We start from the raw sequence: 20,056 nt of genomic DNA on the forward strand, positions 1-20,056 counted from the left end.
ATGCGCTTGGGGGTTTCCGCTGTGCGCCGCGGCTTATGCTCGTGACCATGAATACAGAGGCTCACGACGACGCAATGCCACGCCGATGGGGCGTGCTGGTCGTCGAAGACGACAGTCGCGCACGCGCCTTTTTCGAGGCCAGCGTGCAGCGCAGTCCGCGCCTCTTCTGGCTCGGCAGCGCGGGCACCGTGCAGGAGGCGCTGGCCTGGCTGGCCCACACCGTCACGATTCCCGATGTGCTGCTGGTCGACCTGGGCATGCCCGACGGCACCGGCCTGGACGTGATCCGCGATGCCGTCGCCCGTTTCCCCGGCTGCGAACCGCTGGTGGTGTCGGTCTTCGGCGACGAAGAGAACGTGCTCGCCAGCATCGAGGCCGGCGCCGTGGGCTACATCCACAAGGACGCCGCGCCCGAGGACATCGCGCAGACCATCGTCGAGATGAAGGCCGGCGCCTCGCCGATCTCGCCCATGATCGCGCGGCGGGTGCTGGCGAAGTACCGCAGCCTGCAGTCGGCGGCGATGCCGGGGGGCGCCGCCGCGCCAGGTGTTGCGCCCGAGGTGGCCGCAGGGGAGACCGATCGCGGCCTGCTGTCGGCACGCGAGCACGAGGTGCTGACGCTGATCGCCCGGGGCTTCTCGTATGCGGAGATTGCGCGGCTCAAGGGCTTGAGCGTGCACACGGTGCAGACCCACATCAAGAACCTTTACGGAAAGCTCGCGGTGCATTCCAAGAGCGAGGCGGTTTTCGAAGCGACGCGTCTCGGCCTGCTGTCTCATCCGGGCTGAGCGCGGATGCTGCCGAGGCGGTTGTTGCTGCTTTTGCTATGGCCGGTGCTGCTCCTTGCGGGCATCGCCGGGGCTGCGAATGCGGCTGCGCCCGACAGCCCGATCGAACTGCGCCAGGGCACCGTGACGACCACCATCGACGGTGTCACGCGCACAGCGCCGGTCGAGCTTTCCTACCACTGGGACCGCATGCACCAGGGCCGGCCCGGCTTCGCGAACTTCGACCTGCCGTTCACGCTCGAGGCCACGCCCGAGGCGCCCTGGGGCATCTTCATTCCGCGCGCCGGCAGCGTGTTCGAGGTGCAGCTCAACGATGCGCTGCTGCAGGTCTACGGTGACCTGGGCAGCGGCAACCAGGCCGACTATGCCAAGGCACCAATCTACGTACCGGTGCCGGGGCACCTGCTGAAGAAGGGCGACAACCATCTGCAGATCCACCTGCGTGCCGACAGCGCAAGGCGTGCCGGCTTGTCGCGCGTGGTCATCGGACCGGCCACGCCGGTGCGCACCGAGTTCTTCGAGAGCGCCTACGCCTGGCGCTTCACCGGCTCCGTACTGCTGACCGCCTTCAGCCTGATCGTCGGCGGCATCGCGCTGGCGCTCTGGCTGACGCAGGTCGAGGTCGATGCCAAAGGGCGGACGCGGCGCGAGGGCCTCTATTTCTGGGCCGCGCTGGCCGAGTTCTGCTGGGCGATCCGCGTGGCCGACGGGGTGATTCCCGAGCCGCCGTTGTCGTGGGGGCCTTGGGGCGTGCTGATGGCTGCCTGCTACGCGGGCTGGGCGGTCTCCGTCATGATGTTCGGTTTCCACATCGCAGGATGGGGGCGAAACCCTCGCTACCAGTGGGTGCGCTGGCCGATGGGCGCGATCGTGGTCGGCACCGTGGTGTTCAGCGCGCTGTCGCTGCACCGCGACGAGCCGTTGTGGCTCACCGGCTGGCTTGCTGTCGAGATCGTGCTCATCTTCCTGTTCGTCGCCGCCTTCGCTGTGGCCACCGTTCGCAAGCCGAACGCCGAGCAACTGCTGGTGGCCGGCGCCGCGCTGGTGACGGTGGCGTTCGGCGCACGCGACTGGCTGGTGATCCGGCTCAGCGATGCCTACGGTGAAACCACCTGGGTTCGCTATTCCTCGGTGTTCTTCGGCGTGGCGCTGCTGCTGATCGTGCTGCGGCGCTTTCATGCCGCGAGCGTCCAGGCACGGGGATCGGTGGCGGCGCTGGCCGAGCGGGTGGCGCAGCGAGAGCGCGAACTGGCGGCCACCTATGCAGAGCTGGAAGCGGCGGCGCGCGACCAGGCGCGCACCCACGAGCGCGAGCGCATCCTGCGCGACATGCACGACGGCGTGGGCTCGCACATCAGTTCGGCAATCCGGCAGTTGCAGTCGGGCCAGACCAGCTCGGGCGACCTGCTGCGCACGCTGCGCGACTCGCTCGACCAGCTCAAGCTGTCTATCGACTCGATCCACCTGCCGCCGGGCGACATCGGCGCCTTGCTCGCGGCGCTGCGCTACCGGCTGGAGCCCCGGTTGGCGGCGGCGGGCATCGAGTTCGAGTGGGCGGTGGACGAGGTCGCGCCGGTGGCGCGGCTCGACGCGCAGGCCATGCGACAACTGCAGTTTTTGCTGTTCGAGGCCATCTCGAACGTGCTGCAGCACGCCCACGCCAGCGTGCTGCGGATCGAGGCAGGCATGCAGGGCACGACGGTGCAGTTGCGCGTGATCGACAACGGTCGGGGCTTCGATGCAGCGCATGCGCCCCGGTCACTGGCGGAGCGCGCCGGGGCCATCGGCGCCCGGCTGGGGCTGGAAAGCCGACCGGGGCGCACCGTGGTTCAGCTCGAATTTGCTTGAGTCCGAGGGGCCCGGACGCTTTCTCAGAACTGTTTGTAGAACAACACGTAGCGCGTGATGCCGAGGCTGCGTGCGTTGTAGGCCTCGAACGCCAGGTAATGCACCCGGGTTCCTTCTGCGTACTGCTTGCCTGCATTGCTGTCGCAATGCGTGTCGCCAAGCGTCTCGGCCGAGCAGTCGATCATTGCCTTGCGCGCCGTGGTCGACAGAGCGACGCTGTCGTTGAAACGAGTGCTCGACTTGGCGAAGCCGTAGGCCGTCAGCACCGAGGGCGCCAGCGCACCGCGCGGCACAACCCATGCGTCCTGGTTGCCGGTGGCGCTGATGTCCAGGATGTTTGGCTGGTTCACGCTGTTCGCGGGGTAGACCAAACCGGAGTCGGCGCTGGTGCGGGCGACCAACTGGGTGCGCATCGCCGGTGTCAGGTCGAACAGTGGCTGCTGGCGGATTTCCCCGATCGTTGCAGCGCGCGAGAGCGTGCGTTCGTACTGGATCACGTTGGGAACACCCGATGTCGCGTGCACGAACTCGAACTTCCACACACTCTGGTCCTGCAACTGGCTGATCTGTTGGTCGGTGTACTGGGGGTCGAGCAGGCCGATGCCGGATTCACGGCTCGCCAGGCTGCCGGGCGTGGACGGGTTCTCGTAGATGCCGCGCAGGTTGATGCCGTTGTTGAGCTCCGGCGTGCCGTCGGGCCTGGTCACCACGAGGAACGACAGACCGGGTTGCGGTATGAAGGTCAGGACCTTGTTCAGCGGCGAGGTCACGATGACTTTGCTGAAGAGCGCCGCGCCGTTTTCCTGCCGGTTCCGGATCGGGATGCCGTAGCCCGTGGTGTACGAGTTGAATGCGGGCGAGTTGATCATGTCGCGGTAGGCGAACACGGGGCGCACGTTGGAGGCGTAGACGTGGCCGTCCCCCGAGATCTTGAGCGTGCCGCCGACCTTGCGCGCGGTGAGGGTGCCGAAGACGACGTTGTCCCCCACGTCGGTCGCGCGGTAGCTCAGCGTCAGGTCGCCGTTCGGCCTGAAGAATTCGAAGTTCGCACGGTCCCAGGTGCGGCCCGTGTTTTCGGGACGAAACAGGGTGCTGAAGCCGCCCTGGTTGTTGGCATCGCGGCCCACTCCGAAGCCGCTGTTGATGTAGCCGGCAGGATCGTTGCCGACGAAGAGTTCGCGGCAGGCAGGCGCGGTCACGTCGGCCGGGCCGCCGGTCACGGCTGTGGCGTCGTTCGGCGCGGTGACGCGTTGCGACAGCGGCAGCCGGTAGCACGCGTTCAGGCGGTTGAACAGATCGGCCAGCAAGGTCGGTGGGGGAAGGCTGGCCAGTTGGTCCGCGGTGATGCTCGTCGGCAGCGCGGGAACGGAGGCATCGCTGCTGCGGAAGATGACGGAGGTCGGAGAGGCGCCGTCGCCCGACGGAAGGCCCTTCACGGTGATCTCGATGTTGGCAGCGCTGCTGTCGGGGCGCACGCTGACCAGCAGCGCGTCGAGCACCTTGTCGTGCCCGGTGCCATCGGCGCTGAACTTGCCGGAGATCGGGTCGAAGCTGGCTTGCCCGAGAGCGTCCAGCACCGACTTGAGCGCGGCGGCGAGGGCGGCCGTCTGCTGCTGCAGGCGCGCGTCGGTCACGGTGCCCGCGTCGGCCTGGATGGCCGCTGCCAGATTGGCTGGCCGGCCATCCGGCGACAGTCGGGACACGATGACCGTGGTCAGCGGCGTGATGTTGGCCGTGCCGCCACTGCTGGCGACGGTGCTGTAGAGCGACTGGTCATCGCGCACTGCGGTGACGGCGAGGGGAGGCTTGGTTGCCGGGGACAGCACGCAGTTGTAGGTGCCCTGGCCGTCGGTCTGGGTGGTGCAGACCGTTGCTCCGCTTTGATCCTGGACCGTGACGGTGGCGCCGCCGAAAGCCGCGCCGGTGGCGGCCGTGCCGCTGAGCGACGTCGAAGCGGGAGAGGTCGGGGTGGGCGAGCCGCCCAAGCCGAGGGGGAGGCCGCCGCCGCCACCGCCGCCACCACCGCATGCGGCGACCGAAATGCAAAGACCTGCCACGAGCGACAGGCGCAGAAGTTGAGACCTCATTCAAATCCTCCCTTTTATTTATGAACCCGGCAAATGTAAAAGGAGGTGACGACGGATCCGCGACGGTCGGCAGGAGGAATTCCACGGAGAGCCAAACACACGGAATTCGTATACAGAAAGCCGGATAATTCGCCCCCATGTCTGCCGTGTTCAATCAGCCCTCCCTGGCGCGTCGTGTCGCGCCCATCTTCCAGGGCTTCGACGGCTTTCTGGCCTTCGCCGTGCTCCTGCTGGCCTTTGCGGGGCTGGCGACCATGTATTCCTCGGGCTACGACCACGGTTCGCGCTTCATCGACCATGGCCGCAACATGCTGCTGGCGGGCTTCATCATGTTCGTGGTGGCGCAGGTGCCGCCGCAGCGGCTGATGATGTTCGCGGTGCCGCTCTATGCGGCGGGCGTGGCACTGCTGGTTGCAGTGGCGCTCTTCGGTATCACCAAGAAGGGTGCCCAGCGCTGGATCAACGTGGGCGTTGTGATCCAGCCCAGCGAAATTCTCAAGATCGCGATGCCGCTGATGCTGGCCTGGTGGTTCCAGCGGCGCGAAGGCCAGTTGCGGCCGCTCGACTTCGTGGTGGCCACGGTGCTGCTGGCGGTGCCGGTCGGGCTCATCATGAAGCAGCCCGACCTGGGCACGTCGCTGCTGGTGCTGGCGGCGGGCATGGCGGTGATCTTCTTTGCTGGCCTGCCCTGGAAGCTGATCGTGCCGCCGGTGCTGATCGGCGCGGTGGCCGTGACGCTGATCGTGGGCTTCGAGTCGAAGCTGTGCGCCGACGGCGTCGACTGGAAGGTGCTGCACGACTACCAGAAGCAGCGCGTGTGCACGCTGCTGGACCCGAGCAAGGACCCGCTGGGCAAGGGCTTCCACATCATCCAGGGGATGATCGCCATCGGCTCTGGCGGGGTGGGCGGCAAGGGCTTCATGCAGGGCACGCAGACGCACCTTGAATTCATTCCCGAGCGCACCACCGACTTCATCTTTGCCGCCTATTCCGAGGAATTCGGGCTGATGGGCAACCTGGCGCTGATCGCGGCCTTCATCCTGCTGATCTTCCGCGGGCTGGCCATCGCCACCAACGCGCCGACCCTGTTCTCGCGCCTGCTGGCGGGGGCGGTCACGATGATTTTCTTCACCTATGCCTTCGTCAACATGGGCATGGTGAGCGGCATCCTGCCGGTGGTGGGGGTGCCGTTGCCGTTCATCAGCTATGGCGGAACGGCCATGGTGACGCTGGGGCTGGGGCTGGGCATCCTGATGTCGATCGCCCGGGCCAGGAAGCTGGCCCAGAACTAGAACTGGCGCCGAGTGCCCTCGGGGCGGCACGGGAGAGGGCGGCTGCCTAGAATGGCGAGATGATCTCTCGCGAACCCACCATCGAGCGCCTCGCCACGGCGCAACAGCTCCTGCTCACGCCGTTCGGCCTTGACGAATCGCACTTGAGCAAAGCCCTGGCCGAGATCACCTCGCACCGGGTGGACGACGCCGATCTGTACTTCCAGTACACGCGCAGCGAAGGCTGGAGCCTCGAAGAGGGCATCGTCAAGACCGGCAGCTTCAGCATCGACCAGGGCGTCGGGGTGCGCGCGGTCAGCGGCGAGAAAACCGCTTTCGCCTATTCGGACGATATTTCCGAGGCTTCGCTGCTCGACGCGGCGCGCACGGTGCGCTCCATTTCCTCCGCAGGCCGCACCGGCCGCGTGAAGACGCCGACCCGCAAGATCGCATCGAGCCGCTCGCTGTACGACGGCATCGACCCCATTTCCACGCTCGACAGCACCACCAAGGTGAAGCTGCTCGAAAAGGTCGAGAAGCTGGCCCGCTCGCGCGATCCGCGCGTGGCGCAGGTCATGGCGGGCCTGGCGAGCGAGTACGACGTGGTGCTCGTGGCGCGCGCCGACGGCACGCTGGCCGCCGACGTGCGGCCGCTGGTGCGCCTGTCGGTCACTGTCATTGCCGAGCAGAACGGCCGCCGCGAGATCGGTTCGGGCGGTGGCGGCGGGCGCTTCGGCCTGGCCTATTTCACTGACGAGCAGATCGCCGAGTATGTCGACCATGCCGTGAAAGCGGCGCTCACCAACCTCGACGCCCGCCCGGCGCCGGCCGGCGAGATGACCGTGGTGCTCGGTTCCGGCTGGCCCGGCATCCTGCTGCACGAAGCCATCGGCCACGGGCTCGAAGGCGACTTCAACCGCAAGGGCTCGAGCGCCTTCGCCGGCCGCATCGGCCAGCGCGTGGCGGCCAAGGGCGTGACGGTGCTCGACGACGGCACGATCGCCGACCGCCGGGGCTCGCTCAATGTCGACGACGAGGGCAACGCCAGCCAGCGCAACGTGCTGATCGAGGACGGCATCCTTAAGGGCTACATCCAGGATTCGCTCAATGCGCGCCTCATGAAGGTCAAGCCCACGGGCAATGGCCGCCGCGAGAGCTACGCCCACGTGCCGATGCCGCGCATGACCAACACCTACATGCTGGGCGGCGACAAGGACCCGAAGGAAATCGTGGCCAGCATCAAGAAGGGGCTGTACGCCACCAACTTCGGCGGCGGGCAGGTCGACATCACGAGCGGCAAGTTCGTGTTCTCGGCGAGCGAGGCCTATTGGGTCGAGAACGGCAAGATCCAGTACCCGGTCAAGGGCGCGACCATCGTGGGCAACGGTCCCGATGCGCTGACCCGCGTGACCATGATCGGCAACGACATGGCGCTCGATTCGGGCGTCGGCACCTGCGGCAAGGAAGGCCAGAGCGTGCCTGTGGGCGTCGGCCAGCCGACCCTGCGCATCGACGGCTTGACAGTAGGTGGAACGGCTTAGGACTTTCGTCACTTGCCGATTGTTTCCTTCGGTTGCTAAGCTGCGCTCCTTTTGCGAATGACGAATTCAAGGAGCATTTCAATGGGGAACAGGATCAATTCGCCCGCCGTGCTGTGGGCCGTGACCGCCGTGGTGGCGCTGGCCACCGCCGGTTGTGCGTCCCGCGGCGGTTCGGGCAGCCAACCCCAGGCCGCGCCTGCGCCCGCGGCGGCCGCTCCAGCGGCGCCCGCGCGCAGCGGTTCCGGCGCCGGCATGGATGGCCGAGGCAACGTGACCGATTCCTCCAAGGTCGAAGCCGGCAGCGGCCGCACCGTCAAGGGCCTGAACGGCTACGAAGGCGAGATCACCGGCAACCCCGCGCGCAACAGCAAGTTCACGCGCCTGCAGATCGGCATGAGCGCCAGGCAGGTCACCGACCTTGCCGGCCAGCCGACCGACCAGGGGGCCTACATCACCGGCAAGGCCTTCATTCCGTTCTACTTCGGCAGCGACCGCCACCGTTTCGAGATGACCTACAAGGGCCAGGGGCGGCTGATTTTCGCGGGTGGCGGCATGGGTGATTTCTCCAGCGGCAACCTGATCTGGATCATCCACAACGCCAACGAGTCGGGCTACCGATAAGCAACGCAGAGCCTGGTCGCTTGACTGGGCTTTTGTTTTCCGTGCTACATTCCGCCCACATGTCCGCCCTCCGCGCTTATTTCTTTGCCTACTTTTGGTTCCCGGTTTCCGGCGGACGAGAGGCGAGCGCGTAAAGCAAACGAACACCCTCCCAGAACCGCCGGCGCATCCAGCCCCGGCGGTTTTTTTATGCCCTGACGATATCCACTCCAACAAGGAAGCACCCATGAGCACGAACACTGCCCCCGCCAGCGACAGCTGGTATGCGAGCGTCGAAAAAACCAGCAAGACCGACGACGAACGCATCAAGGACATCAACGTGCTGCCCCCTCCCGAACATCTGATCCGCTTTTTCCCGATCCGCGGCACAGCCATCGAAACGCTGATCGAAGGCACCCGCCGCAACATCCACAACATCATGGCCGGCAAGGATGACCGGCTGCTGGTGATCATGGGGCCCTGCTCGATCCACGACCCGGCGGCTGCCGTCGAATACGCCAAGCGCCTGAAGGTCGAGCGCGAAAAGTACGCCGGCACGCTGGAGATCGTGATGCGGGTGTACTTCGAGAAGCCGCGCACCACCGTCGGCTGGAAGGGCCTGATCAACGACCCGTACCTCGACGAGAGCTTCCGCATCGACGAAGGTCTGCGCATCGCGCGTCAGTTGCTGATCGACATCAACCGCATCGGCCTGCCGGCGGGCAGCGAGTTCCTCGACGTGATCTCGCCCCAGTACATCGGCGACCTGATCGCCTGGGGCGCCATCGGCGCGCGCACCACCGAAAGCCAGGTGCACCGCGAGCTGGCCTCGGGCCTGTCGGCACCCATCGGCTTCAAGAACGGCACCGATGGCAACATTCGCATTGCGACCGACGCCATCCAGGCAGCGGCCCGTGGTCACCATTTCCTGTCGGTGCACAAGAACGGCCAGGTCGCCATCGTGCAGACCAATGGCAACCGCGACTGCCACGTGATCCTGCGCGGCGGCAAGGCGCCGAACTACGACGCTGCCAGCGTCGAAGCCGCCTGCAAGGACCTCGAAGCTGCCAAGCTGCCGCCCACGCTGATGGTCGACTGCAGCCACGCCAACAGCTCCAAGCAACACCAGAAGCAGATCGACGTGGCCAAGGACATCGCGGGCCAGATTGCCAGCGGCTCGAACCGCGTGTTCGGCGTGATGGTCGAGAGCCACCTGCAGGCCGGCGCCCAGAAGTTCACGCCGGGCAAGGACCAGCTTTCGGACCTCGAATACGGCAAGAGCATCACCGATGCCTGCATCGGCTGGGACGATTCGGTGCAGGTGCTGGAGACGCTGTCGCAGGCCGTCAAGCAACGCCGCGGTTAAAGCATCCCGGCCAGCTCGGGCCAGTGGTGCCGCATCGACGCAGCCTCGTCGCTGTCGGGTGGCACCAGCGAGAAGTCGGCGAAGTCGAAGCCCGGGCCGACCATGCAGGCGACCAGCGTGTAGTCGCCTGCTGTGTGGCCCTGGATCGGCCGGGCCGCCTGCCACTGCCCGGCCGGCACCACGTGCTGGGGACGGGTGCCGTGGGCATCGACCGGGCCCAGCCGCGTGTGGGCTGGCGCTGTGCGCATCGCGGCATCGCAGGTCCAGAGCGCCAGCGGCACGCCTTCCAGGTGCACCCAGACTTCATCGGACAGCACCCGGTGCCAGCGCGAATGCTGGCCCGCTTCAAGCAGGAAGTAGATGCTGGTCAGGGCATTGCGGGGCGGGCGGCCGTCGGCGGGCGTCACGCTCGCGGCCGAACGGAATACCTCGCTGTACCAGCCGCCCTCGGGATGGGGCTGCAGTTTCAGGGTGTCGATCAGCTCGCGGGCGCGCATGGCGGTCATGATGCCGCCCTCGCTCGGAGGGCGGCAAGCAGTTTGTCGTGCACGCCGCCAAAGCCGCCATTGCTCATGCATACGATGTGATCGCCCGGCCGGGCGGCCGCCACGATCTGCGCCAGCAGCGGCTCGATGGCGCCTGCCACCTGCGCGCGGTCGCCCATCGGGGCCAGCGCCGCGGCGGCATCCCAGTCGAGGCCGGCCGTGTGGCAGAACGACAGGTCGGCGGATTCCAGGCTCCACGGCAACTGCGCCGCCATCACGCCCAGTTTCATCGTGTTGCTGCGCGGCTCGAAGGCCGCGAGGATGCGCTCACTTTGCTTGCCGGCATCGTCGAGTTTCTTGCGCAGGCCATCGAGCGTGGTGCGAATGGCGGTCGGGTGGTGGGCGAAGTCGTCATAGACCGTGATCGCGCCGCCGCTGCGCTCGACCGCGCCGCGCAGTTCCATGCGCCGCCGCACATTGCGGAAGCTGCCGAGTGCGCGGGCCGCATCGGCCGGCGCAACGCCCACATGCTCGGCCGCCGCGATGGCTGCCAACGCATTCATCTGGTTGTGCAGGCCCGAAAGCGCCCATTCGACGCGGCCGACCGGCTCGCCCCGGTGCAGCACATCGAAAGCGTCGTGCGATCCGCGTGCCTGCCACTCACCGCCCGCGCCGAAACGCGCGAGCTCGCTCCAGCAGCCCTGGGCCAGCACGCGCTGCAGGCTTTCTTCGGTGGCGTTCACCACCAAGCGTCCGGTGCTCGGCACGGTGCGTACGAGGTGGTGGAACTGGCGTTCGATGGCAGCGAGATCGTCGAAGATGTCCGCGTGGTCGAACTCCAGGTTGTTCAGCACGGCCGTGCGCGGACGGTAGTGCACGAACTTGCTGCGCTTGTCGAAGAAGGCGGTGTCGTATTCATCGGCTTCGATCACGAAGGCCGCGCCACCGCCCAGCCGGGCCGAGACGCCAAAGTCGAGCGGCACGCCGCCGACCAGGAAGCCCGGCGCCTTGCCTCCTTGCTCAAGCACCCAGGCCAGCATCGATGTGGTGGTCGTCTTGCCGTGCGTGCCGGCCACGGCGAGCACGTGGCGGCCCAGCAGCACGTGCTCGGCCAGCCACTGTGGGCCGCTGGTGTAGGGCTTGCCGGCATCCAGGATGGCTTCCATCAGTGGGAACTTGGGGCGCCCATCGGGCAAGCGCGCCCGAGACACCACGTTGCCGACCACGAACACGTCGGGCGAAAGTGCAAGCTGATCGGCGCCGAAACCCTCGACCAGGTCGATGCCGAGGGCGCGCAACTGGTCGCTCATCGGCGGGTACACGCCGGCATCGCAGCCCGTGACCCGGTGGCCTGCCTCGCGCGCCAGGGCGGCCAGTCCGCCCATGAACGTGCCGCAGATACCCAGAATATGAATGTGCATCGGTCGATTCTAGGGAGGCGACATGCACGGCCTGTGCCTCGGCTCGCCCTTTGTCCTGTGCTTCGTACTGATGTTCATGTGAGGGCCGTCTACTGCGGGCAAAATGCCCCGATGGACACGTCCAAGCGTGAAATTGCCGCCACTGCAGCCCGCCTCGTTGTCGAGGAAGGACTGGAATATGGCCCGGCCAAACGCCGGGCGCTGCGGGATCTGGGTCTCTCGACCCGCACCGCACTGCCGAACAACGATGAGGTCGAGGCCGAGGTGCGCGACTACATCGAGCTCTTCTGTGCCGACACCCAGCCCCAGGAACTGCATGTGCTGCGCCTGCTGGCGCTCGAATGGATGGAGCGGATGACCGTCTTCCGTCCCCATGTGGGCGGCGCCGTATGGCACGGAACGGCCACCAGGCTGTCAGACATTTATATTCAATTGTTCTGCGATGATTCCAAGTCGGCCGAAATCGCCCTGATCGATCACCATGTGGACTACGAGCCGCGCATGGTGACGGGCTTCCACGGCGAGCAGGTCGAGGCCCTGAGCGTGCATGCCCCGAGCCGCGCGCTTGGAGAGGAAATCGGCGTGCATCTGCTGGTCTACGACCTCGACGACCTGCGCGGGGCCCTGAAGCCCGATGCCCAGGGGCGCACGCCGCGTGGCGATCTGCCCGCATTGCGCCGACTGATTGAACGAGAAAAGGACAAGTGAATGACTTCTTCGCCCACACGACGCGGCATGCTCTATGCCGGCGTGGCGGCTGCGGCTGCTGCCGCCGGGCTCGGCGGAGCCTGGTGGAAGGAGCGTGGCAGCAGTGCGGCGAGCGGCGAGACGCTCGATGCGGCTTTCTGGGCCCAGAGCTTCGAGCGGCCTGAGGGCGGTGACCTGCTCCTGTCGAGCCTGCGTGGAAAACCCGTGCTGCTCAACTTCTGGGCCACATGGTGCCCGCCCTGCATCGAAGAAATGCCCATGATCGACGCCTTTTTCCGCGAACATGGAGCCAACGGCTGGCAAGTGGTGGGATTGGCCATTGATCAGCCGAGCGCCGTGCGCAAGTTCCTGCAACGTACACCAGTCACCTATCCCATCGGGCTGGCTGGTTTGCAAGGCACGGAACTGGTCAAGAATCTTGGCAATACCGGTGGCGGCTTGCCCTTCACGCTGGTGCTGAACGGGAGCGGATCGGTGACGGCTCGTAAAATGGGCAAGCTCGAAACCACCGATCTGGACACTTGGCGACGCGAACTGCTTCATGGTTAGAATCAGTTTCTTATGCCGGCGTTGAACGCCGAACGCCGAAAATCGCCGATTTTCGGCCAAGTTATATCCTAATGACCGGTAAAGCCGGCCCTGGAGTCTCATGGATCTGCGCAAACTCAAGACACTGATCGACCTGGTGTCCGAATCGAATATTTCCGAACTGGAAATCACCGAAACCGAAGGCAAGGTTCGCATTGTCAAAGGCGGCGGTGCCGCACCCGTGCAGTATGTGCAAACCTTGGCGGCACCTCCTGCTGTTGCCGCGCCCGCTGTCGCTGGCGCCCCCGCCGTGGCCAGCGCGCCGGCGGCCGAAGCCGCGCCGACGGGTCATGCCGTCAAGTCGCCGATGGTCGGCACCTTCTATCGTTCGTCCAGCCCGGGCGCCGCGGCTTTCGTGGAAGTCGGCAGCAAGGTGAACGAGGGTGACACGATCTGCATCATCGAAGCGATGAAGATCCTCAACGAAATCGAGGCCGACAAGTCCGGCACGATCACCCAGATCCTCGGCGAAAACGGGCAGGCGGTCGAATACGGCCAGCCGCTGTTCATCATCGAGTGACCATGTTCAAGAAGATCCTGGTTGCAAACCGGGGGGAGATTGCCCTTCGGATTCAGCGCGCCTGCAGCGAGATGGGCATCAAGGCCGTCATGGTCTATTCCGAAGCCGATCGCGACGCCAAGTACGTCAAGCTGGCGCAGGAGGCCGTGTGCATCGGCCCGGCGCCATCGGCGCTGAGCTATCTCAACATGCCGGCGATCATTTCGGCCGCCGAAGTGACCGACGCCGAGGCCATCCACCCCGGCTACGGCTTCCTGAGCGAAAACGCCAACTTTGCCGAACGCGTGGAGCAGAGCGGTTTCCAGTTCATCGGCCCGACGCCGGACAACATCCGCACGATGGGCGACAAGGTCTCGGCCAAGCAGGCCATGATCAAGGCTGGCGTGCCTTGCGTGCCCGGCTCCGAGGGTGAACTCTCGGACGATGCTGCCACCAACAAGCGCATTGCCCGTGCAATCGGCTACCCGGTCATCATCAAGGCGGCGGGCGGCGGCGGTGGCCGCGGCATGCGCGTGGTGCACACCGAGGCGGCGCTGGTCAATGCGATCCAGATGACCAAGGCGGAGGCCGGTGCGGCTTTCAGCAATCCGGCCGTGTACATGGAGAAGTTTCTCCAGAACCCGCGCCACATCGAGATCCAGATCCTCGCGGACAAGCACAAGAACGCGGTCTACCTGGGCGAGCGCGACTGCTCCATGCAGCGCCGCCACCAGAAGGTGATCGAGGAATCGCCGGCCCCCGGCATTCCGCGCAAGCTGATCGAGAAGATCGGCGAGCGCTGCGCTGCGGCCTGCAAGAAGATCGGCTACCGCGGTGCCGGCACCTTCGAGTTCCTCTATGAAAACGGCGAGTTCTATTTCATCGAGATGAACACGCGCGTGCAGGTCGAGCATCCGGTCACGGAGTTCACCACCGGCATCGACATCGTCAAGACGCAGATCATGGTGGCGGCCGGCGAAAAGCTGCCGTTCACCCAGCGCCAGATCGAGATGCGCGGCCATGCCATCGAGGTCCGCATCAACGCGGAAGACGCCTGGAAATTCACGCCGTCGCCGGGTCGCATTACCATGTGGCATCCGCCGGGTGGCCCTGGCGTGCGCGTCGATTCGCATGCGTACACCAACTACTTCGTGCCCCCGAACTACGACTCGATGATCGGCAAGATCATCGTGTACGGCGACACGCGCGAGCAGGCCATGGCGCGCATGCGCACGGCGCTCAACGAAACCGTGATCGAAGGCATTCAGACCAACATCCCGCTGCATCGCGAGTTGATGGTCGACGCCAACTTCATGAGCGGCGGCACCAACATCCACTATCTTGAAGAGTGGCTGGCGGCGCACAAGCGCTGAGCAGCAGGTACGCAACGCCATGTTTGAACTCCGCCTGATGGCGCCCGAAGACCGGGTCGAAGCACTCAGCGATGCACTCGACGCACTCGATGCGTTGAGCGTGTCGGTCGAGGACGCCGACGCGCAGACCGACGCCGAGCAGGCGCTGTTCGGCGAGCCCGGCATGCCGCCGCCCAAGGAGGGCTGGCAGCGTTCACGCGTGATCGCGCTGTTCCCCGATGAGGCGCTGGCGAAAGATGCCGCATCGGTGCTCGCGCTGCAGGATTTCTTCGAAGGTTGTTCGGTGCTCGGCGTGGCGAACGTACCCGAGCAGGACTGGGTGCGCCTGACGCAATCGCAGTTCGCGCCGGTCGAGATCACGCCCGAGTTCTGGATCGTGCCGACGTGGCATGAGCCACCCGCGCAAGCGAAGCAGGTGATCCGGCTCGACCCGGGCCTGGCCTTCGGCACCGGCACGCATCCCACCACGCGCATGTGCCTGCGGTGGATTGCGACGCAGGGCACGCTGGGCAACCAGCGCGTGCTCGACTACGGCTGCGGCTCCGGCATCCTGGCGATCGGCGCCGCGAAATTCGGTGCAACCGACATCGACGCCGTCGACATCGACGAAGCCGCGGTCTCGTCGACCCGGCTCAATGCCGAGGCCAACAGCGTGCGCCTGAACGCCGGTTTGCCCGACGCGGCCAAAGGCCACTACAACACCGTGCTCGCCAACATCCTGGCCACGCCGCTCAAGGTGCTCGCGCCGCTGCTGCGCAGCCATGTGGCGGCTGGCGGATCGCTGGTGCTGGCCGGCATCCTCGAGCGCCAGGCCGACGAGCTCAAGGAGGCGTATGCACCTTATGCGGCGCTCGAAGTCAGTGACAGCGAGGACGGCTGGATCCTCATGACGGCGCGCTGCTGAGAGGCGCGCGCCTCGTTTTTCGCGTCGCTTCGCATCCACTCACGCGGCGAGGGCTCAACCCTACAATCGCCCCGTCATGAGTCTCGTCACCCGCTGCCCCGCCTGCACCACCACCTTCAAGGTGGTGCGCGACCAGCTTCGCATCTCGGACGGCTGGGTGCGCTGCGGTCGATGCAGCCATGTGTTCGACGCCACGCTCGATCTGCACGAAGCGCCCGATGGTGCGCCGGCGAGCGCATCGCCGCCGATGCAGGGTGGCTACATGCCCGGACTGGTCGAGCCTGCGCGCGAGGCCAGGGCAGAGCCCTTCGTTGCACCTGCACCGCCACCGTTGCCATTGCCTGAACTGGCGCAGCCTCAACCGGAGGCTCCGCAGGCGGTGGAAGACGCGGATTTCTTCGACGACGAACCCGAACAGCAGCAACGCGTGCAGGCGGAGACTTCGCTGCCTGCCTCCGTGCCTGCGCCAGACGTCGGGCCTGCAGCCTCGCCGTCTCCCGAACTGCCGCTTTCGTCGTTTTCGTTTCCCCCCGAGTTTTCGTTGTCCTTGCCCGAACATGGCATCGCCGCGGACGAGCCCTGGTCCGATCTCGATGCCAGTGAGCCCGCATGGCGGCCTCCCGCGACGTCCCTGCCGCCGTTCCCGAACATCGACCTGAATCTCGCGGCCCCGCCGCCCTCGCTCCCGCCCCCCGCACCACCGCTGCCCGTGGCTCCGCGCATCAAGGCGCGTGCGCTGGTCGAGCGGGCCAGCGACGACGGGGAAGGGGAGCAGGAAGAGAAGGACCACGACCAGGTGCAGATGCAGAAAGCGCTGCGTCGGGCTCGCATCAAGTCGGCCAAGATTGCAAGGGCCAAGGCCCGCGACGAGCGCGCGGCCGCACAGGCTCCTGCCTCCGTGGTGGCAGTCGAGAGCGAGCCGGACTTTTCGCTTTCGTCACCCTTCGAGGCGCCGGAAGGCCATCCCTTTGCCGAAGAGGATGACGCCGTCGAAAGGCCGCGTGGCTTCTGGCAGCGCAAGGGCGTGCGCGGCGTGCTCATCCTGCTGGCGGTGCTCGCCATTCTGTTGCTCGTCGTGCAGGTCATCCGCCATGAGCGTGACGGCATTGCTGCGCGGCAGCCGAGCCTGCGCCCTGCACTCGCCACGCTGTGCCAATACACGGGCTGCGAACTTGCAGCCCTGCGCCAGATCGGCGACATCGTGATCGAAGGCGCGGCCTTCGCGCGCGAGAAGAGTGGTGGCAACGACTACCGCCTCAGCTTCACTCTGCGCAACAGCGCTACCGTGCCGCTCGCGATGCCGGCTATCGAGCTGTCGCTGCTCGACATGCAAGAGCGTGCCGTGGTGCGCCGCGTGCTGATGCCCGCGGACTATGGCGCATCCGCCGTGCTGGCCGCGCGCGCCGACCGTGCGGCCTCGTTGCCCCTGACCTTGTCCGCTACCGAAGCCGCCGCGCTGCCGCCCATTGCGGGCTACCGTGTCGAAGCCTTCTATCCCTAGCCGGACGCCGCGCGCGTCGTCCTTTCTTCATTCATCCATCTTCCACTCAACAAACGGTCCACCCATGGCAGCAGTGATTTGCGGTTCCCTCGCGTTCGACACCATCATGACTTTCGAGGGCCGGTTCGCCGACCAGATTCTTCCGGACCAGCTGCACATCCTCAATGTGTCGTTCCTCGTGCCGACCCTTCGGCGTGACTTCGGCGGCTGTGCCGGCAACATCGCCTACAGCCTCAATGCGCTGGGCGGCAATGCCTTGCCGATGGCGACGCTTGGCACGGATGGCGCCGACTACATCGAGCGCATGCGCTCGCTGGGCATCAGCACGGAGTTCGTGCGCCAGCTCGAAGGCACGTTCACCGCGCAAGCGATGATCATGAGCGACATCGACAACAACCAGATCACGGCCTTCCACCCCGGTGCGATGCAGCAGGCGCACGTGACGCAAGTGGCCGCGCGCGAGGACATCAAGCTGGGCATCATCGCGCCCGATGGCCGCGAGGCGATGCTGCAGCACGCCGAGCAGTTCGCCGCCGCTGGTATTCCCTTCGTGTTCGATCCGGGCCAGGGTCTGCCGATGTTCGACGGTGAAGCGCTCAAGCATTTCGTCGAGCTGGCAAGCTGGGTCGTGGTCAACGACTACGAAGGCAAGATGCTGTCGCAGCGTACGGGCTGGAGCTTGGCCGAGATCTCGAAGCGCGTGCGCGGCCTGGTGGTCACGCTGGCGGCCGAGGGCTGCGAAGTCTGGATCGACGGTGAGCGTGAGCACGTGGCGGGCGTCGTGGCCACCGAGGTGGTCGAGCCCACCGGCTGCGGCGACGCATGGCGTGGCGCGCTGCTGTTCGGTCTGGAGAAGGAATGGCCGCTCGCGCAATGCGCGGCATTGGGCAATCGCATCGGGGCGCTCAAGATCGCGCAGCGCGGTCCGCAGAACTACCAGGTCGATCGCAAGGCTCTGGGCCTGTAATTCTCAGCCGGCTCGCCGGCTTGTTCCGGCGCCATGAAAAAAGCCCGACACCGTGAGGTGCCGGGCTTTGCGCCTTCAAGGCCGCTGAGAAACTCAGGGCTTGCTGGCCGTCGGAAACGGCCAGGCTGCCTGGGGATTCAGCGTCGTCTGCGCCGCAGGAGCGGGCGCTACGGCAGCCTTGGCGGGCGCTGCAGCTTTGGCTGCCTTCTTTGCTGCGGGCTTCTTTGCCGCAGCAGCAGGCTTGGCGGCAGCGGCAGGCTTGGCAGCGGGCTTTTTCGCGGCTTTCTTGGCCGCAGCCTTTTTCGCCGGGGCCTTCTTGGCAGCAGCCTTCTTCGCAGGCGCCTTCTTGGCGGCGGCCTTCTTTGCCGGAGCCTTCTTGGCAGCGGCCTTCTTCGCCGGAGCCTTCTTCGCTACGGCCTTCTTTGCCGGAGCCTTCTTGGCGGCGGCCTTCTTTGCCGGAGCTGCCTTCTTGGCGGCTACCTTCTTCGCAGGCGCCTTCTTGGCGGCTACCTTCTTCGCCGCGACCTTCTTGGCCGGAGCCTTCTTCGCAGCTACCTTCTTTGCCGGAGCCTTCTTAGCAGCCACGACCTTCTTTGCCGGAGCCTTCTTTGCAGCGGCTTTCTTAGCCGGCGCTTTCTTTGCAGTTGCCATTTCTATTTCTCCTTGATCAAGTTGAAAAAATCAACCTATTGAAGCACTCCACGCACGTTGGTAGCGTGAAGCGATTCATGGCGTTGGAATCTGAGCCCCAGCACCATGAACACCTGAGCCCTCATCCATGCCGCGCTCTGTGGCGCGATCGGTGGCAAGGGCAATTCTTGAATTCATTAATTCTTATCGGAAAGATTCAATCCCAGGAGAGCGCACCACCCGACTGGTACTCGATCACGCGGGTTTCGAAAAAGTTGCGCTCTTTCTTCAGGTCAATCATTTCGCTCATCCAGGGGAACGGGTTTTCTTCGTTCGGGAAAAGCGTTTCGAGGCCGATCTGCTGTGCACGCCGGTTGGCAATGTAGCGCAGGTAGCCCTTGAACATGGAGGCATTCATGCCGAGCACGCCACGCGGCATCGTGTCTTCGGCGTATTTGTACTCGAGCTCGACGGCCTTCATGAAGAGGTCCTTGATCTCGGCCTTGAACTCGGAGGTCCAGAGGCCGGGATTTTCGAGCTTGAGCTGGTTGATCAGGTCGATGCCGAAATTGCAGTGCATCGACTCGTCGCGCAGGATGTACTGGTACTGCTCGGCGGCGCCGGTCATCTTGTTCTGGCGGCCCAGCGCAAGGATCTGCGTGAAGCCGACGTAGAAGAACAGGCCTTCCATCAGGCAGGCGAACACGATGAGCGACTTGAGCAGCGTCTGGTCGGTTTCGTGCGTGCCGGTCTTGAAGTGCGGATCGCTGATGGCGTCGATGAACGGGAGCAGGAACTGGTCCTTCTCGCGGATCGACTGCACTTCGTTGTAGGCGTTGAAGATCTCGCTCTCGTCCAGGCCGAGCGACTCGACGATGTACTGGTACGCGTGCGTGTGGATCGCTTCCTCGAAGGCCTGGCGCAGCAGGAACTGGCGGCATTCGGGAGCCGTGATGTGGCGGTAGGTGCCCAGCACGATGTTGTTGGCGGCCAGTGAGTCGGCGGTCACGAAGAAGCCGAGGTTGCGCTTGACGATGCGGCGCTCGTCTTCGGTCAGGCCGTTCGGGTCTTTCCACAACGCGATGTCGCGCGTCATGTTTACTTCTTGCGGCATCCAATGGTTGGCGCAGGTGGCGAGGTACTTTTCCCAGGCCCACTTGTACTTGAACGGCACCAACTGGTTGACATCGGTCTGGCCGTTGATGATGCGCTTGTCGGAAGCCTTGACGCGCTGGGCGACAGCGGGGACCGCAGTGGCGGTCGGTGCGACCTGACGCAGTGGCGCAGCGGCGCCGTCATCGAGCGTGCGCAGTGCTGCGGGTTGTGCAATCGACGAAGTCGGAGCATCCACCGAACGACCTGCGGGCGAGCCGCTGGTCGATGCGTTGTGGTGCTGCAATCCTTGTTGCATATCCTTTGGTAAGGAGGGCTTGACTTCTTCGTCCCAGGTCAACATAGAAAAATCCAATGCTCAAATTA

General features: G+C 65.5%; 18 protein-coding genes. 13 read left to right on the forward strand and 5 right to left on the reverse strand.

The window, feature by feature from the left end; genetic code table 11:
• The first annotated feature begins 35 nt into the window (after positions 1-35).
• Both H7F35_RS16925 and H7F35_RS16930 read left to right on the forward strand, forming a co-directional pair.
• Positions 36-788, forward strand: a complete 753-nt coding sequence (locus H7F35_RS16925) for a response regulator (protein ID WP_187113962.1) — start codon at positions 36-38, stop codon at positions 786-788.
• A 24-nt stretch (positions 789-812) separates the two neighbouring features.
• On the forward strand, positions 813-2,636 hold the full coding sequence (locus H7F35_RS16930) for a histidine kinase (RefSeq protein WP_261803657.1): 1,824 nt from the start codon (positions 813-815) through the stop codon (positions 2,634-2,636).
• A 23-nt stretch (positions 2,637-2,659) separates the two neighbouring features.
• On the opposite strand, the gene H7F35_RS16935 is transcribed toward H7F35_RS16930, so the two are convergent.
• Positions 2,660-4,723, reverse strand: a complete 2,064-nt coding sequence (locus tag H7F35_RS16935) for a carboxypeptidase regulatory-like domain-containing protein (protein WP_187113964.1) — start codon at positions 4,721-4,723, stop codon at positions 2,660-2,662.
• Between the two features lie 137 nt (positions 4,724-4,860).
• Here H7F35_RS16935 and rodA point away from each other — a divergent pair, with 137 nt between their 5' ends.
• The 4 genes from rodA to H7F35_RS16955 all read left to right on the forward strand — a co-directional run bounded on the left by rodA (position 4,861) and on the right by H7F35_RS16955 (position 9,501).
• Positions 4,861-6,015, forward strand: coding sequence for a rod shape-determining protein RodA (gene rodA / locus H7F35_RS16940; protein ID WP_187113965.1), 1,155 nt, complete (start codon positions 4,861-4,863; stop codon positions 6,013-6,015).
• A 59-nt stretch (positions 6,016-6,074) separates the two neighbouring features.
• Positions 6,075-7,535 (forward strand): metalloprotease TldD, encoded by a 1,461-nt coding sequence (tldD, locus tag H7F35_RS16945; protein WP_187113966.1) that lies wholly within the window; start codon positions 6,075-6,077, stop codon positions 7,533-7,535.
• Positions 7,536-7,616: 81 nt separating this feature from the next.
• The gene (locus tag H7F35_RS16950) at positions 7,617-8,156 is read left to right on the forward strand and encodes a hypothetical protein (RefSeq protein ID WP_187113967.1); all 540 of its coding nucleotides are present in this window, start codon (positions 7,617-7,619) and stop codon (positions 8,154-8,156) included.
• A 226-nt stretch (positions 8,157-8,382) separates the two neighbouring features.
• Complete coding sequence (locus H7F35_RS16955) at positions 8,383-9,501, forward strand: 3-deoxy-7-phosphoheptulonate synthase (RefSeq protein WP_187113968.1); 1,119 nt, start codon at positions 8,383-8,385, stop codon at positions 9,499-9,501.
• Here H7F35_RS16955 and H7F35_RS16960 read toward each other — a convergent pair.
• Together H7F35_RS16960 and mpl are read right to left on the reverse strand one after the other, a co-directional pair.
• On the reverse strand, positions 9,498-10,007 hold the full coding sequence (locus H7F35_RS16960; RefSeq protein ID WP_187113969.1) for a cupin domain-containing protein: 510 nt from the start codon (positions 10,005-10,007) through the stop codon (positions 9,498-9,500). The genes H7F35_RS16955 and H7F35_RS16960 overlap by 4 nt on opposite strands.
• On the reverse strand, positions 10,004-11,407 hold the full coding sequence (gene mpl / locus H7F35_RS16965; protein WP_187113970.1) for a UDP-N-acetylmuramate:L-alanyl-gamma-D-glutamyl-meso-diaminopimelate ligase: 1,404 nt from the start codon (positions 11,405-11,407) through the stop codon (positions 10,004-10,006). Before mpl ends, H7F35_RS16960 begins: the two co-directional genes overlap by 4 nt.
• Positions 11,408-11,518: 111 nt before the next feature.
• Between mpl and H7F35_RS16970 the strand changes: the two genes are divergently transcribed.
• The 7 genes from H7F35_RS16970 to H7F35_RS17000 all read left to right on the forward strand — a co-directional run bounded on the left by H7F35_RS16970 (position 11,519) and on the right by H7F35_RS17000 (position 17,947).
• A complete protein-coding gene (locus H7F35_RS16970) occupies positions 11,519-12,115 on the forward strand; it encodes a hypothetical protein (protein ID WP_187113971.1) in 597 nt (198 codons plus the stop codon).
• Positions 12,116-12,664: a TlpA family protein disulfide reductase gene (locus H7F35_RS16975; protein ID WP_187113972.1), complete on the forward strand. Its 549-nt coding sequence runs from the start codon at positions 12,116-12,118 to the stop codon at positions 12,662-12,664.
• Positions 12,665-12,764: 100 nt separating this feature from the next.
• A complete protein-coding gene (gene accB / locus H7F35_RS16980; RefSeq protein ID WP_187113973.1) occupies positions 12,765-13,223 on the forward strand; it encodes an acetyl-CoA carboxylase biotin carboxyl carrier protein in 459 nt (152 codons plus the stop codon).
• A gap of 2 nt (positions 13,224-13,225) precedes the next feature.
• Positions 13,226-14,575: an acetyl-CoA carboxylase biotin carboxylase subunit gene (gene accC / locus H7F35_RS16985; protein ID WP_187113974.1), complete on the forward strand. Its 1,350-nt coding sequence runs from the start codon at positions 13,226-13,228 to the stop codon at positions 14,573-14,575.
• Positions 14,576-14,594: 19 nt separating this feature from the next.
• Entirely contained in the window at positions 14,595-15,479 is an 885-nt protein-coding gene (gene prmA, locus H7F35_RS16990) for a 50S ribosomal protein L11 methyltransferase (protein ID WP_187113975.1), read from the forward strand.
• Positions 15,480-15,555: 76 nt separating this feature from the next.
• Positions 15,556-16,980: a zinc-ribbon and DUF3426 domain-containing protein gene (locus tag H7F35_RS16995; RefSeq protein ID WP_187113976.1), complete on the forward strand. Its 1,425-nt coding sequence runs from the start codon at positions 15,556-15,558 to the stop codon at positions 16,978-16,980.
• A gap of 64 nt (positions 16,981-17,044) precedes the next feature.
• A complete protein-coding gene (locus tag H7F35_RS17000; RefSeq protein ID WP_187113977.1) occupies positions 17,045-17,947 on the forward strand; it encodes a carbohydrate kinase family protein in 903 nt (300 codons plus the stop codon).
• A 93-nt stretch (positions 17,948-18,040) separates the two neighbouring features.
• Here H7F35_RS17000 and H7F35_RS17005 read toward each other — a convergent pair whose 3' ends face one another.
• Together H7F35_RS17005 and H7F35_RS17010 are read right to left on the reverse strand one after the other, a co-directional pair.
• Positions 18,041-18,598, reverse strand: a complete 558-nt coding sequence (locus tag H7F35_RS17005; RefSeq protein WP_093244981.1) for a histone H1-like DNA-binding protein — start codon at positions 18,596-18,598, stop codon at positions 18,041-18,043.
• Between the two features lie 196 nt (positions 18,599-18,794).
• Positions 18,795-20,033 carry a ribonucleotide-diphosphate reductase subunit beta gene (locus H7F35_RS17010; RefSeq protein ID WP_187113978.1) on the reverse strand — a complete coding sequence of 413 codons (1,239 nt, stop codon included), beginning with the start codon at positions 20,031-20,033 and terminating at the stop codon, positions 18,795-18,797.
• Positions 20,034-20,056 lie beyond the last annotated feature (23 nt).

This window comes from Variovorax sp. PAMC26660 (genome assembly GCF_014302995.1).
In the GTDB taxonomy this organism is placed as follows: domain Bacteria; phylum Pseudomonadota; class Gammaproteobacteria; order Burkholderiales; family Burkholderiaceae_C; genus Variovorax.